The organism is Bradyrhizobium sp. CCGB20 (genome assembly GCF_024199855.1).
GTDB lineage: Bacteria > Pseudomonadota > Alphaproteobacteria > Rhizobiales > Xanthobacteraceae > Bradyrhizobium.
On sequence record NZ_JANADN010000001.1, the window covers coordinates 8,950,164 to 8,964,413 of the forward strand.

General features: G+C 64.9%; 12 protein-coding genes and 1 pseudogene. 6 read left to right on the forward strand and 7 right to left on the reverse strand.

The features are described from left to right. Positions 1-38: 38 nt before the first annotated feature. Positions 39-1,580 carry a benzoate-CoA ligase family protein gene (locus tag NLM15_RS42220; protein ID WP_254123891.1) on the reverse strand — a complete coding sequence of 514 codons (1,542 nt, stop codon included), beginning with the start codon at positions 1,578-1,580 and terminating at the stop codon, positions 39-41. Positions 1,581-1,718: 138 nt separating this feature from the next. Between NLM15_RS42220 and NLM15_RS42225 the strand changes: the two genes are divergently transcribed. Further along, positions 1,719-2,627: a helix-turn-helix transcriptional regulator gene (locus NLM15_RS42225; RefSeq protein WP_254123892.1), complete on the forward strand. Its 909-nt coding sequence runs from the start codon at positions 1,719-1,721 to the stop codon at positions 2,625-2,627. Between the two features lie 2 nt (positions 2,628-2,629). Further along, on the forward strand, positions 2,630-3,025 hold the full coding sequence (locus tag NLM15_RS42230; RefSeq protein WP_254123893.1) for a group II truncated hemoglobin: 396 nt from the start codon (positions 2,630-2,632) through the stop codon (positions 3,023-3,025). Here NLM15_RS42230 and NLM15_RS42235 read toward each other — a convergent pair. Continuing rightward, positions 3,022-3,801 carry a B12-binding domain-containing protein gene (locus NLM15_RS42235; RefSeq protein WP_254123894.1) on the reverse strand — a complete coding sequence of 260 codons (780 nt, stop codon included), beginning with the start codon at positions 3,799-3,801 and terminating at the stop codon, positions 3,022-3,024. The genes NLM15_RS42230 and NLM15_RS42235 overlap by 4 nt on opposite strands. A gap of 163 nt (positions 3,802-3,964) precedes the next feature. Here NLM15_RS42235 and NLM15_RS42240 point away from each other — a divergent pair, with 163 nt between their 5' ends. Both NLM15_RS42240 and NLM15_RS42245 read left to right on the forward strand, forming a co-directional pair. After that, complete coding sequence (locus NLM15_RS42240) at positions 3,965-4,645, forward strand: transglutaminase family protein (RefSeq protein ID WP_254123895.1); 681 nt, start codon at positions 3,965-3,967, stop codon at positions 4,643-4,645. Between the two features lie 133 nt (positions 4,646-4,778). Further along, positions 4,779-4,991 (forward strand): annotated as a pseudogene (locus NLM15_RS42245) (globin); the annotation flags it as partial. A gap of 52 nt (positions 4,992-5,043) precedes the next feature. Here NLM15_RS42245 and NLM15_RS42250 read toward each other — a convergent pair. The 4 genes from NLM15_RS42250 to NLM15_RS42265 all read right to left on the reverse strand — a co-directional run bounded on the left by NLM15_RS42250 (position 5,044) and on the right by NLM15_RS42265 (position 8,299). Beyond that, complete coding sequence (locus tag NLM15_RS42250; protein ID WP_254123896.1) at positions 5,044-5,376, reverse strand: PRC-barrel domain-containing protein; 333 nt, start codon at positions 5,374-5,376, stop codon at positions 5,044-5,046. A gap of 128 nt (positions 5,377-5,504) precedes the next feature. After that, a complete protein-coding gene (locus tag NLM15_RS42255) occupies positions 5,505-5,765 on the reverse strand; it encodes a hypothetical protein (protein WP_254123897.1) in 261 nt (86 codons plus the stop codon). Beyond that, positions 5,716-7,452 carry a YbaL family putative K(+) efflux transporter gene (gene ybaL, locus NLM15_RS42260; protein WP_254123898.1) on the reverse strand — a complete coding sequence of 579 codons (1,737 nt, stop codon included), beginning with the start codon at positions 7,450-7,452 and terminating at the stop codon, positions 5,716-5,718. The genes NLM15_RS42255 and ybaL overlap by 50 nt, the downstream gene beginning before the upstream one ends. Positions 7,453-7,513: 61 nt before the next feature. Beyond that, positions 7,514-8,299 carry an IclR family transcriptional regulator C-terminal domain-containing protein gene (locus NLM15_RS42265; RefSeq protein ID WP_254123899.1) on the reverse strand — a complete coding sequence of 262 codons (786 nt, stop codon included), beginning with the start codon at positions 8,297-8,299 and terminating at the stop codon, positions 7,514-7,516. A 322-nt stretch (positions 8,300-8,621) separates the two neighbouring features. Here NLM15_RS42265 and NLM15_RS42270 point away from each other — a divergent pair, with 322 nt between their 5' ends. Both NLM15_RS42270 and NLM15_RS42275 read left to right on the forward strand, forming a co-directional pair. Further along, on the forward strand, positions 8,622-9,980 hold the full coding sequence (locus NLM15_RS42270; protein WP_254124720.1) for an aromatic ring-hydroxylating dioxygenase subunit alpha: 1,359 nt from the start codon (positions 8,622-8,624) through the stop codon (positions 9,978-9,980). A 128-nt stretch (positions 9,981-10,108) separates the two neighbouring features. Continuing rightward, a complete protein-coding gene (locus NLM15_RS42275) occupies positions 10,109-11,545 on the forward strand; it encodes a glutamine synthetase family protein (RefSeq protein WP_254123900.1) in 1,437 nt (478 codons plus the stop codon). 311 nt (positions 11,546-11,856) lie between these two features. Here the strand turns inward: NLM15_RS42275 and NLM15_RS42280 are convergent, their stop codons facing one another. After that, positions 11,857-14,169: a TonB-dependent siderophore receptor gene (locus tag NLM15_RS42280; RefSeq protein WP_254123901.1), complete on the reverse strand. Its 2,313-nt coding sequence runs from the start codon at positions 14,167-14,169 to the stop codon at positions 11,857-11,859. Positions 14,170-14,250: the final 81 nt, after the last annotated feature.

Below are 14,250 nucleotides of genomic sequence, written 5' to 3' on the forward strand. Positions count from 1 at the left end.
GGGTTCGACGCTTCGCATCGCCCCGGAATGACGAGGAATTAGTTCGCCCCTTCCCGCAGCTTGAAGCGCTGGATCTTCCCGGTCGCCGTCTTCGGCAAGGAGTCGACCACGTCGATCCAGCGCGGATATTTCCACGGGCCGATCTTCTGCTTGACGTGCTCCTTGAGCATTTCTTGCAAGTCCGCCGTCTTCGCGCCCGGGCGCAGCACGACAAAGGCCTTCGGCTTCAAGAGACCTTCCGGATCGGCTTCGGGCACGACGGCGGCTTCCAGCACCGCCGGATGCGTGATCAGCGCGCTCTCGACCTCGAACGGCGAGACCCAGATGCCGGAGACCTTGAACATATCGTCGGCACGGCCGCAGAAGGTGTAACGGCCATCGGTATCGCGGACATATTTGTCGCCAGTGCGGGTCCACGGGCCCTCGAACGTGCGGCGGCTCTTGTGGCGCTGGTTCCAGTAGCCCTCGCCGGCCGAGGGCGCGTCGACCAGGAGCTCACCGACCTCACCGTCGGCAACATCCTGGCCGGCCTCGTTGACCAGCCGCACCGCATAGCCCGGCACCGGCTTGCCGGACGAGCCGTATTTGATGTCGCCGGGCGCATTCGACAGGAAGATGTGCAGCAGCTCGGTCGAGCCGACGCCGTCGAGGATGTCGACGCCGAAGCGTGATTTCCAGCTGTTGCCGACGGATTCCGGCAACGCCTCGCCGGCCGAGGTGCAGATGCGCAGCGACTTGCCGCCGCGCTCGGCCTTCATCGTCTCGTCGTTGAGCATCGCGGCGAACAGCGTCGGCACGCCGTAGAAGATCGAGGGATTGTACCTGTTCATCAGGTCGAACATGCGCGCCGGCGTCGGACGCTCGCTGTTCAGCACCACGGTGGCGCCGACCGACATCGGGAAGGTCAGCGCATTGCCGAGGCCATAAGCGAAGAACAGCTTTGCCGCGGAGAGGCAGACGTCGTTCTCGCGGATGCCGAGCACTTGGCTCGCATAGGTGTCGGCGGTCGCCTGAAGGTTCGAATGGATGTGGCGCACGCCCTTGGGCATGCCGGTCGAGCCGGACGAATAGAGCCAGAAGGCCGGCTCGTCGGGATGGGTCGCGGCGGTCGCGAACTGATCGCTCTCGCCTGCGATCTCCTCGGCGAGCTGCTTGTGGCCGTTCTGCTTGGCGCGGGACACCACGACATGCTCGAGATCCGGCATGCGGCCGACGACGTCCTTGATGACGGGATAGAGCGCCTCGGAGACGAACAGCACGCGCGCGCGGCAGTCGGCGAGGATGTAGGCGTATTGATCTGATGTCAGCAGCGTGTTCAGCGGCACCGGCACGATGCCGGCGCGGATCGCGCCCAGGAACACGACCGGGAAATCGACCGTGTCCAGCATGATCATCGCCACGCGCTCCTCGCGGCGGACGCCGAGCCGGCGCAGCATGTTGGCGGCACGGCGGCTCTCGCGCTGGAGCTCGCCATAGGTGAACCGCGAGACGGTGTCGTCGAAGGCGAGCTTGGTGCCGCGGCCCTCCTCGACGTTTCGGTCGAGCAGCCAGGTCACCGCGTTATAGGATCCCTCGCTCACGGACTTCTCCCCCGAATTTAGAATTATAATTCATAGAAAGACACTGTGGCGGCTTGCTGTCAATGCCGGCAGGCACTATGTTTCATTAAAACGCGCCGCAGGGCCTCCTTCAAGGAAGGCATCCGCTAAAGAAGGCTCATGAACGACAGTCCCGACGCCGAATCCCGATTTCTCGAACAGCTCGGCCAGCGTGTGCGCACCATGCGCGCGCTGCGCGGCATGTCGCGAAAGGTACTCGCCAAGGTATCGGGAATCTCGGAGCGCTACATCGCGCAGCTCGAGAGCGGCAAGGGCAATGTCTCCATCGTGCTGCTGCGCCGCGTCTCGGACGCTATGGGCGCGCATCTGGAAGACCTGCTTCCCAGCGCCGATCCGACGCCGGACTGGCAGATGTTTCGCGATCTCCTGCGCAAGGCGACGCCAGCGCAGATCGCGCAGGCCAAGGATCTGCTCGCCGGCGGCAGCGCGTCCGCGCCACGGCGCGCGCCATTCTGCGGCATCGCGCTGATCGGCCTGCGCGGCGCGGGAAAATCCACGCTCGGCAGGATGCTGGCAAAGAAGGTCGGCTGGAGCTTCGTCGAACTCAACAAGGAGGTCGAGCAGCAGAACGGGCTCTCGGTCGCCGAGATCATCGCGCTCTACGGCCAGGAAGGCTTTCGCCGCATGGAGCAGGCGGCGCTGCAGCAGCTGCTCGCCCGCAACGAGCTGATGGTGCTCGCGACCGGCGGCGGCATCGTCTCGGAGCCTTTGACCTTCGACCAGATCCTGTCGTCGTTCTACACGATCTGGCTGAAGGCCGAGCCCGAGGAGCACATGGCGCGCGTGCGGCGTCAGGGCGACCTCCGTCCGATGGCCGATGATCGTTCCGCGATGGCGGAGCTGCGCAACATCCTGCTGAGCCGCGAGCCGCTGTATTCACGTGCGACGGCCGTGGTGGATACCGCCGGCCTCAGTGTCGACGCCGCCGCCGCGCGCCTGATCGATGCGGTGCGGCCGGTGCTGCAGAACGAGGCGCGGAGCTTCGGGCTGCGCAGCGTGGCGCTGTAGAGATGACCGACAGCGACGTCGCAATCTCCATGTTCGAGCGGATCGGCGGCCGTGCCGCAATCGACCGGCTGGTCGATCGCTTTTACGACCGCATGGACACGCTGCCGGAGGCGAAGGTGATCCGCGACATGCATGCGGACGATCTCGGGCTGATCAGGGACGTGCTGAAGCGCTATCTGACCGAGTGGACCGGTGGCCCAAAACTCTATTCGCCCGAGAAGGGGCATCCGCGGCTTCGGCAGCGGCATATCGGCTTTGCCATCGGCGATGCCGAGCGCGATGCGTGGCTGCTCTGCATGCGCGGTGCGATGGCGGAGACGGTCACTGACGCCGATGCGCGGCAGGATCTCGACAAGGCCATATCGGGGCTTGCCGACTGGATGCGCAATCGCAGCTAGTCGAGACCAAGCGCGCTGATGTCGGGGGCGAGTTTCACGCCCGGGGTCCGCGGCACCAGACCGGTCTTGACCGCGTAGCCACCGAGCACGATGCCCGGACGGCTTGGCGCCGGCAACGCCTGCACGCGTTCGACGAGGGCTGCAACGGCGTCGTACTGCTCCGGCAGCGCGATCGAGACCAGTAGCGTCTTGGGCTCACCCGCGAGCGAAGGCTCGGACAGTGCATCGAGCACCGAATTGTCGTCGACGTGCCGGGTTCGCCATCCCTGGTTCTGGAGCCAGAGGCCGAGAATGCGAATGCCCACCACATGGATGTTGCCCGGCGCATTCATCAGAAAATAGCAGCCGTCGCCGCCGGGTCGCGCCGGTTGCGACCAGGCCAGCCGCATCCTGGCCTCGACGAGATCGATCACCCGCTCGGCATAGGCGGTGAATTCGTGCTCGCCTTCAACGGTGAGCGTGCCGTGCTCCCAGGCAGTGCCGATCTCGTAGAGCATCGGCGCGATCATGCCGACGAGGATGTCGACCGGCCGGCAATGGGCGGCGATGGCGTTATCGACGAGCGGCCCGGCCGCATCGAAATCGTTCCTGCGGCCGGCCGAGAACAACGACTGAAAGATGTCCCGCAGCGCGACCGCATGGGCGTATTCATCGCCGCTGAGCAGGTCCGGCTGCTCGCCGGCGCATGTCCGGCACAGCCCGTGGGTGATGCCGAGATCCGCATGCGGCGGCATCTCGCCGATGAACTGCTGACAATGGGCACACCATTTCAGCACGCTGCCACTCCCCCTCCCGGGTTCCATTCAGCCTGGCGCAGCATCGCCGCTTGCAACAGCGATAGCGGCTCGACGCAAGCGGAGATCGGGTAGTGCAGCGAGCATGGGCGGCCTGCAACGAACGGAATTGAGCCAGATCAAAGCCGGCTGCTAATCTTTCGCCATGATCGACCTCCTCCCCGACACCATCCGCCGCCTCTACACCGATCCCGGCGAATACATCGACAGCGATCACCCCGCCGTGCAGCAGTTCGCCGAGACCGCCGTGCGCGAGGATGCGAGCGCGCGGGAGAAGGCGAGCCTGCTCTACAAGGCGGTGCGCGACGGTATCCGCTACAATCCCTATGTCAGCATGCGCGTCGCCGAGACCTTTCGCGCCTCGAGCGTGCTTGCCGCGGGGCAAGGCTATTGCGTCGGCAAGGCCGCGCTCTACGCGGCCACCTGCCGCGTGCACGGCATCCCCTCCCGCGTCGGCTTTGCCGACGTGAGGAACCATCTCACCACCGAGAAGCTACGCCAGAGCATGGGCACCGACATCTTCACCTGGCACGGCTTTACCGAAGTCTATGTCGACGGCGCCTGGCGCAAGGCGACACCGACCTTCAACGATACGCTCTGCACCAAAGTCGGCGTGGCTCCCCTCGATTTCGACGGCCACACCGACGCGCTGCTGCACCCCTTCGACGGCGAGGGCCGCGCCTACATGCAATATGTCAACGACCGCGGCACCTATCACGACGTGCCGGCGAAGTTCCTGATGCGCGAGATGGCGCGCGACTACGCCAACATGCAGGGCGAGGATCTTTCCGGCCGCGATATGGAGCGCGAGGCGGAGGAGCGGTAGACGCGGTGCTGTAGGGTGGGTTAGCCGAAGGCGTAACCCACCACTGTTCGTCTCTGCGGATGCACAAGAGGTGGGTTACGCCGAGCAGATGCGCTGCGCGCATCTGCAGGGCTAACCCACCCTACGCGCCGCTGAATGGACCGGCGGCCCAAAGCTCTATTCGGTCGAGAAGGGCCATCCGCGGCTGCGCCAGCGGCACATCGGCTTTGCGATCGGCGATGCCGAACGGGACGCGTGGATGCTTTGCATGCGCGGCGCGCTGGAGGAGACGGTTGCCGATGCTGCCGCGCGCCAAGACCTCGACCGCGCGCTGTCCGGCCTCGCCGACTGGATGCGCAACAGGTAGCGATGCCGCAGCCCGGATGGAGCCAACGGGGCTACAAAGGCTGCCGCACCGGTCAGATCGACCAGTAATTCGGATGCTGGTACGGCCGCGAGCGGTCGCCCCAGTCGAATTCGTCGCCATCAACCTCGCAGGGGCCGCTGCTCAATTGCTCCGGCGTCAGTTCGACCTGGAAGGCCTGACGTCCCGGATCATATTTCAGCGCGCTCCACTGCACGGGATAATGGTGATGCGTACCGAGCAGCCTGCCGGTCTTGATCACGGCGTAAGCGACCGTTCCACTGACCTTGTCGAGCATCAATCGTTCGATCGTGCCGAGCTTGCTGCCGTCGCACCCATAGACGGCGACGTGCTCGACCCGATCACTGGGAACCATGGTGTGTTGCATGGCGTGCTCCCTGATCTTGTGTGGAGCGGATTATAGGCCCGCAGCCCGGATCAGCGAAGCGGCATCCGGGGTCTTCCGACACTTTGTCGCTGCGCCCACCCGGGCTACCGGCTGCGCAGCAACGGCAACTAACCCACCCTGCGCTCCGCAATCCGATCGTTGCACGCATCGAGCGCGGACCGATCGAGCGCTTCTGCAGCAAAGCCAGCCACATAAATCAGCGCCAGGATGGCTGCGGAGATCGCAATCGTCTCCGCATGCGTGAACGCCAGCCGCAACACGCGCTGCAAGAACGGCGGCGGCGGAAAGCGGTAGGTCCGGCCGGCCGGCGTGATCAGGTCAAACGACCGAACCGACCGCGAGCGTGCGGGGATCTTGCTCGGCAGCATCCGGATATCTCCTCTCCAGCTCCTCGATCATGCCGCGCGCGATTTCCCGCTCGCCCATGATGACGACATCCGCCCCCAGACCCTTCAAATGATCGACCTCGGCATCCGCATGCGCGCGCGCGATGATGCGGATATCCGGGTTGGCGGCGCGGGCCTGCTGCACGATCTGTCCCGCCTCGAAGGCTTCAGGAATGGCGATCACGAGATGCCGCGCCCGCGACGGATTGGTGGCGCCGAGAATGGCGGGCTGCGCAGCATTGCCCATGACGGTCTCGATGCCGCCCTCCCTGAGCTTCGCGAGTGCGCTCTCTCCGACCTCTGCGACGAGAAACGGCAGTTGCCGCTGCTTCAGGGCGTCGCCGACGAGCATGCCGACCCTGCCATAGCCGATCACGATCGTATGGTCCGTCAGGTCGGTGGTGCGGATCGGCTCGGGCACCGCAGCCGTGGCCTGCGGCGAATCCCGCCGCGGATCGAGGCGCGGCGCGAGCCAGGTGGCGGCTGCGAACATCAGCGGGTTGAGCATGATCGAGAGGATCGCACCGGCCATGATCAGGTCGCGCCCCTCGCTCGGCAGCATCTGCGAGGCGACGCCGAGCTCGGCGAGGATGAAGGAGAACTCGCCGATCTGCGACAGGCTCGCCGAGATCGTCAGCGCGGTGGCGAGGGGATGGCGGAACAGAACCACGATCAGGAACGCGGCCAAGGATTTGCCAAGCATGATGATCGCCAGCGTGGCAAGCAGCGGCCACGGCTCGCGGATGACGCTCGCCGGATCGAACATCATGCCGACCGAGACGAAGAACAGCACGGCGAAGGCATCGCGCAGCGGCAGGGATTCCTGCGCGGCGCGCGCGCTGAGCGGCGACTCCCGCAGCATCATGCCGGCGAAGAACGCACCCAGCGCCAGGGATACGTCGAAAAGTTTGGTCGCCCCGAATGCAATGCACAGCGCGATCGCAAGCACGCCAAGACGGAACAGTTCGCGCGAGCCCGTATGCGCGATGTAGTGCAGGATCCAGGGGATCACGCGGCGTCCCACCACCAGCATCAGGCCGATGAACACGATAATCTTGACGAGGGTCAACATCACGATGCCGGCGAGTCCGAAGCCCGCCTGCGCGGCCAACGGCTCGAAGACCACCGGGTTGCCGGCACCGCCCTGAAGGCTCGCGATCGCTGGAAACAAGACCAGCACGAGCACCATCGCGAGGTCCTCGACGATCAGCCAACCGACGGCAATGCGGCCGCGATCCGTCTCCATCAGGCGCCGCTCCTGGAGCGCGCGCAGCAGCACGACCGTGCTCGCCACGGACAGCGCCAGTCCGAACACGAGTCCCGCAGCGACACTCCAGCCCATCAGCCACGCGAGGCCAAGACCCATCAATGTCGCAGCGGCGATCTGCACGACGGCGCCGGGCACGGCGATCTTGCGAACTGAAAGCAGATCCTGGAGCGAGAAATGCAGGCCGACGCCGAACATCAGAAGGATAATACCGAGCTCCGCGAGCTCAGTGGCAAGCGCCTGATCGGCGACGAAGCCCGGCGTGAACGGCCCCACGGCGACACCGGCCAGCAGATAGCCGACGAGCGGCGGCACGCGGAACCGCTGTGCTATAGTTCCCAGTACGAAAGCTAATCCAAGTCCAACGACGACGGTGGCGATCAGAGGTGTGTCATGCGGCATTTTTGCCTTTTGACACAGCGGGCGCAGCCGTGCACCGCGACCTGTGCGCGCGGGTCGCAGCTCACAGCAATTGCGAGCGCACCGATTCTGCACCCTCGCGCAGCAGTGGCAGAAAGCGCTCGATCAATTCCCGCGCCGGCACGCGATCGACATGCGCACCCATGTTGATCGCAGCGACGATCACATTGTCGTAACGACGCACCGGAACCGAGATCGAGCGGAAATGCGGTTCGGCCTCGCGGTCGACCAGCGAATAGCCCTGCGCGCGATCGGCGACGATGCGCGCGAGCAGCGCCTTCGGATCCGTCTCCGTCTGCGGCGTCAGAGCCTCGCGCTTCATCTGCTTCAGGCGCGCGGCGAGTTCCGCATCATCGAGCTGGCCAAGCATGGCGCGCCCGACCGAGGTGCAGAAGGCCGGCAGGCGGTAGCCGATCTCCAGTCCGCCGGAAAAGACCCGTGCCGGACCGCCGCGGGCAATGAACACAACGTCATCGCCATCGAGCACCGCGAGCGAGGAGATTTCCTGCGCGGCGGTGGCGACACGGTCGAGCACGGGCTGAAGCACCGCGACGAGCTGGCTCGAGCGCAAATAGGACGCCGCGAGCGTCAGCACATGCGGCGTCAGCGAAAACAGCTTGCCATCACCAGAGACGTAACCGCCGCGCTGGAGCGTGAACAGCATGCGCCGCGCGGTGGCGCGCGGCAGATCGGCGGCACGGGCGAGATCGCTCAGCGTCATCGGACCTGCGGTCATTCCGAAGCACTGCAGCAGACGCAGGCCGCGATCGAGGCTCTCGACGAAATCCGTCGCGCGCTCGTCAGTCTCGCTCCGCTTCAGCTTGGGCATGGCTCGGGACAATCCTGCAAAATAGTGCTTGCTGCCGCTCCAAGGCATGTCATAATTCGCCCATTCGTTCAATAGGCGAACAAACGCCTTGGATAGTTTCGGTTAGGTAGGCTCGGTCTTTCGCTCCCTCGCCCCGCTTGCGGGGAGAGGGTGGGGTGAGGGGGAGTCTCCACAGGGACGGTGATAGCTGCCCTCGCGGAGAGCCCCCCTCACCCGGAATTTGCTCTCGCAAATTCCGGCCTCTCCCCGCACGCGGGGAGAGGCGAAGAGAAATGTGCTCCGCCGATCGACAACGATCCTCATCAAGAAGGACGCGACCGCCATGATGAGCCAGGAGCAGAACGACCTGATCACCCGCACCGGTCCGAAAGACCCCTGCGGAAAGCTGATGCGGAGCTACTGGCAGCCGGCGGCGCTGGTCGACGAGCTCGAGGGCGAGCGTCCGATCTGCCCGGTCAGGTTGCTCGGCGAGAACCTGGTGCTGTTCCGCGACGAGACCGGACGCTACGGCCTCATCGACCGCCATTGCGCGCATCGCGGCGCCGACCTCGCCTTCGGGCGGCTCGAACATGGCGGGTTGCGCTGCGCCTTCCACGGCTGGCTGTTCGACGCCACCGGCCAGTGCATCGAGACGCCGGCCGAGCCGAAGGACTCAAAACTCTGCCAGAATATCCGCCAGCGCTCCTACCCCGTGGTGGAGAAGAGCGGCATCCTCTGGGCTTATCTCGGCGCGGGTGAGCCGCCGGCCTTTCCGGAGCTCGACTGTTTTGTTGCGCCCGGCACCCACACGTTTGCGTTCAAGGGCCACATGGCCTGCAACTGGCTCCAGGCGCTCGAGGTCGGCATCGATCCCGCGCACGCCTCCTATCTGCACCGCTTCTTCGAGGATGAGGACACGTCGACCGCCTACGGCAAGCAGTTCCGCGGCGCCTCCGCCGGAAGCGACCTGCCGATGACGAAGATCCTGCGCGAGTACGACCGCCCGATCATCAACGTCGAGCACACCGAGTACGGCCTGCGGCTGATCGCGCTGCGCGAGATCGACGAGGAGCGCACCCATGTGCGCGTCACCAACCAGCTCTTCCCGCATGGCTTCGTCATTCCCATGAGCACGGAGATGACGATCACACAGTGGCACGTCCCGATCGACGACGAAAACTGCTACTGGTACGCGATCTTCACCAGCTACACCAACCCGGTCGACAAGCAGAAGATGCGCGACCAGCGGCTCGAGCTCTATGAGCTGCCCGACTACAAATCGCGCAAGAACAAGACCAACGATTACGGCTTCGATCCGCACGAGCAGCAGACCGCGACCTATACCGGCATGGGCACCGACATCAACGTTCACGACCAGTGGGCGGTGGAATCCATGGGCGCGATCCAGGATCGCACCAAGGAGCATCTCGGCTCGAGCGACAAGGCGATCGTGCAGTACCGCCGCCTGCTGCGGGCCGAAATCGAGAAGGTCGGCGGCGGCGAGAAGCCGATGCTGTTCCTGGACGAAGCCAACGCACGCAGCATCCAGGGCCCGGCGACCATGGACGGCATCGGGCCGACGCGGGGCTGGGAGACCTACTGGATGGAAGTCGACGTCAAGCGCCGCCGCGGCGCGCCGTGGACGGCGCCGGTGCCGAAGGAGATCACCGACAACGTGCACCGGCTGACGGCGGCGGAGTGAAAGTCTTGGTCAGCTCTCGTAGGGTGGGCAAAGGCGCAGCGCGCCGTGCCCACCATTTCTCCGTAATGGATACAGATCGTGGGCACGCTTCGCTTTGCCCACCCTACGGCAGTTGAGGGAGTAGCAAAGTGACTTTCGTTGCGCGTCATGCGCTGTGGTCGGATGAGCAGAAGGACGCAGCCCAGCGCATGCGTCGCATCGTCGAGGAAAAGAACCTCGAGGTCATCCGCCTCGCCTTCCCGGACCAGCACGGCATCTTGCGCGGCAAGACCATCATCTCGGCCGAGGCGATCGCCTCGCTGGAAAGCGGCTGCTCCATCACCACCACCATGCTCGCCAAGGACACCTCGCACCGCACGGTGTTTCCGGTGTTCACATCAGGCGGCGGGTTCGGCATGAAGGAGATGGAGGGCGCGGCCGACGTGCTGATGGTCGCCGACCCAACCACGTTCCGCGTGTTGCCATGGGCGCCCGCGACGGGCTGGGTGCTGTGCGACCTCCATTTCAACGACGGCCGCCCGGTGCCGTTCGCAACGCGCGGGCTCTATCGCAAGGTGCTCGATGAACTCGGCGCGCGCGGCCACGATTTCGTCGCGGGCCTCGAAGTGGAATTCCACATCTTCAAGCTCGACGACGCGCATATGCGGCCCGAGGATGCCGGGCAGCCCGGCACGCCGCCCTCGGTGAGCCTGCTCAGCCACGGCTATCAATATCTCACCGAGCAGCGCTTCGATCAGATGGAGCCGGTGCTGGAGATCCTGCGGCGCGACATCGTCGCGCTCGGACTTCCCTTACGCTCCGTCGAGGTCGAGTTCGGGCCGAGCCAGTGCGAATTCACCTTCGCGCCAAGGAAGGGGCTGGAGCCTGCCGACAACATGGTGCTGTTCCGCTCTGCCGTGAAGCAGATCGCGCGGCGGCACGGCTATCACGCCACCTTCATGTGCCGGCCGAAGCTGCCGAACCTGTTCGCGAGCGGCTGGCACCTGCATCAGTCGGTCGTCTCGCGTGCGACGGGCGAGAACCTGTTCATGACGAAAGACGGCAGCGAACCGCTCAGCGCGCTCGGCCGGGCATACCTGGCCGGCCTGCTCGACCACGCCCGCGCCTCGACCGTGTTCACCACCCCGACCATCAACGGCTACAAGCGCTACCGCGCCTATTCGCTGGCGCCGGACCGCGCGATCTGGGGCCGCGACAATCGCGGCGTGATGATCCGCGTGCTCGGCGGCGCGGGTGATGCCGCCACACGCCTTGAGAACCGCATCGGCGAGCCCGCCGCCAATCCCTATCTCTACATGGCCTCGCAGATTCTCTCAGGCCTCGACGGCGTCGACCGCAAGCTCGATCCCGGCCCGTCGGCCGACACGCCCTACGAGACCAATGCGCCGCTTCTGCCGAAATCCTTGCGCGATGCGGTCGCCGCGCTGAAGGACGATCTGTTCTTCCGCGAGCAGCTCGGCGGAGAGTTCGTCGACTACTACACCCACATCAAGAACGCCGAGATCGACCGTTTCCTCTCCGAGGTGACCGACTGGGAGCACCGCGAATATTTCGAGGTGTTTTGATGGAGCTACGCCTCACGCCGGCGTGAGGCGACTTCGTCCGGTCTGTTCCGACGACATCACTCCGATCGCCCAAGAAGCAATTTCCCACCCCCCTCACAATTCGCCGGAAACACTCCGCCGCTAGGCTGCTAGCATGTGATCAACAGCGGAGTTGGATCATGTGGGGTCAATTGTTCAGCCTGATCTATCGCCTGTCCTGCCGGACCACCTTGATCGAAATCGGCACTTACCGGTTGGGCCGCTAGCGGCCGGTGGATGCGATTTAGGTAAGCCGGCTTGACCAGATAACGGGCGTCTCCATGTGGGAACGCTCACCAGCGATAGCCAAGCGTCGCAATGACGGTCAGCGGCGCACCGCGGTAGCAATATCCGACCTGGCACGTGGTGTAGTGCAGATTGAACAGGTTCTTGGCATTGACCTGAAACTGAAGGCCCTTTAGCTCCTTCGCCGCCTGGCCAAAATCATATTTCAGGGCCGCGTCGACCAGGGTCACCGAGCTGTTCCTGAACGTGTTGGCGTCGTCGCCATAGCTCCAGGACATGTAACGCACGCCACCGCCGACGCTCAGGCCTGCGAACGGGCCGGCCAGCGGCAGCGCATAATTGCCCCACAGCGTCGCGGTGTGCGGAGGATTGCCGGATGGAAACTTGCCAATCGTCGAGCTGTCCGCAGCCTGCTTGGTCACCATGTCGAGATAAGTGTACGACGAGGTGATGTCGAAACCGCCGCCGAGGCTCGCGAGCCCTTGCAATTCGAAGCCGCGGCTTTGAATTTCTCCGCGCTGGACCGTCACGCCCGTGCCCGTCGTGACGAGGCCGCCGTCCTGGGTCAAATCGAAGACCGCCGCGGTGATGAAGCTCCTCGTCCCCTGCGGCTGATACTTGACGCCGACCTCGGTCTGCTTGCCGGTGGTCGGCTTGAAGAAGGCCCCCGACGGATCGACGCCGAGATTGGGAAAGAACGACGTCGAATAGGCAACGTAGGGCGCAACGCCGGAATCGAACACATAGGTCAGCCCGGCCCGCCCGCTATAAGCCTGATCGGACTGCGTCTGCCGGGTCAGCGCGAACAGATCCTCGCCCGTGGTGCGGACCCAGTCGCTGCGGCCGCTCAGTGTCAGGATCCAGTGATCAAGCTTGGCCTGATCCTGAATATACACGCCGGACTGGGTTTGCCGCTGGGCCGTCGAGGACGAGATTGCCGGATCGGGAATGGATTCCGGCGCGTAGACCGGCGCGGCCAGGTTGAGATCGGAGACGCCGAAGCCAAAGCCCTGCCTGTCGTTGAACTTCGACGCGGTGTAGTCGGTACCGACCAGGAGCGTGTGCTGCACAGGCCCGGTCGAGAGCTTGGCCTCGACCTGGTTGTCCATGATGGCCGATTGCAGCGTGTCGTGGACAAGGCCGGTATAGCGCGAGACGACATTGCCGACGGGCGCGCCGAGAAAGCCGACATAGCGGGTGACCGCATCGACATCGACGTAACGGAATTTCTGGCGGACGGTCACGTCGTTGTTGAACGCGTGCTCGAACAGGTAGCCGACGCGTCCCTGCTCCTGGTCGAGCGAATTGTAGGACGGGCTGCCCGTGAAAATGTCCGTGGTGGTGCCGGTGCCCGTGGAATAGGTGAACATGGATCCGGGCGTCTTCGATTTCTGATAGGAACCGAGAATCGTGAGCGACGTCGATTGATCCGGTCTCCAGGTGAAGGCCGGAGCGATGTAGGTCCTGTTATCCTTGCCGCCGGGCACGAACACGTCCGCGTCGCGCACCACGCCGGTCAGCCGATACGAAAACTGACCGTTGGGATCGACCGGCCCTGAAAAATCAAAATTGCCCTGGACGCGCTCGCGGTCGCCGAACACCGTCTGCACCTCGTGAAACGGCTGGCTGGTCGGCAGCTTGCTCGACAGGTCGATCAGTCCGCCGGGGGAGCCGAGGCCGTAGAGTGCAGAGCTCGGCCCGCGGACCACGGTGATGCTGTCGACCCCATAGGGCTCGGTCTTGAACACGCTGAGACCGGCGCCGACGAGGCGCAAGCCGTCGAGATAGACGCCGTTATAGGTGATGTCGAAGCCCCGGATCGCGATGGCGTCGAAGCGCGGATCGTAGCCGGACGCATCGATGCGGACACCGGGCTCATAGCCAACCGCCTCCGTCAGCGACTGGACGGCGCGGTCGTTGAGCTCCTTGCGCGTCACGACCGAGATCGACTGCGGCGTCTCGAGCAAGGGCGTGTTGGTCTTCGTGCCCGCCGAGCTGCTGCTTGCAACATAGCTGTTCTCGCTCGACACGTTGCCGCGGCCGGCACCGGCCTCGCGCGTGTCGGTATTTCTGGTTTGCGCGGCTTCGGAATTGCGGCGCGACGCAACGCGGCCGCGCTGCGATTGTGAGGTACGCTGGGCAGACTGGGTACGCGGACGCGCCTGGCTCGGTGCCTCGACCGTGACGGGCGGCAATGTCGCCGCCGTCGAGCCCGAATTGGTCGTGGAGGTCTGTGCGGCCGACGGCGTCGCGTGCAGCACCACGCCAAGCCCGGCCACGCCAAGACCAGCGATGCCAAGTCCAGCCTTCACCACCCGTTCCCAGCCGAACTTCTGTCCGTCGTCGCGCCTCATCGTCATCCCCGAGTTCCGTCTTCAAAAGCAACTCGGGAGTAATCAGATCGAGAGGCGCACCGCCTTTGCGACTGTGCAAATCGCCTT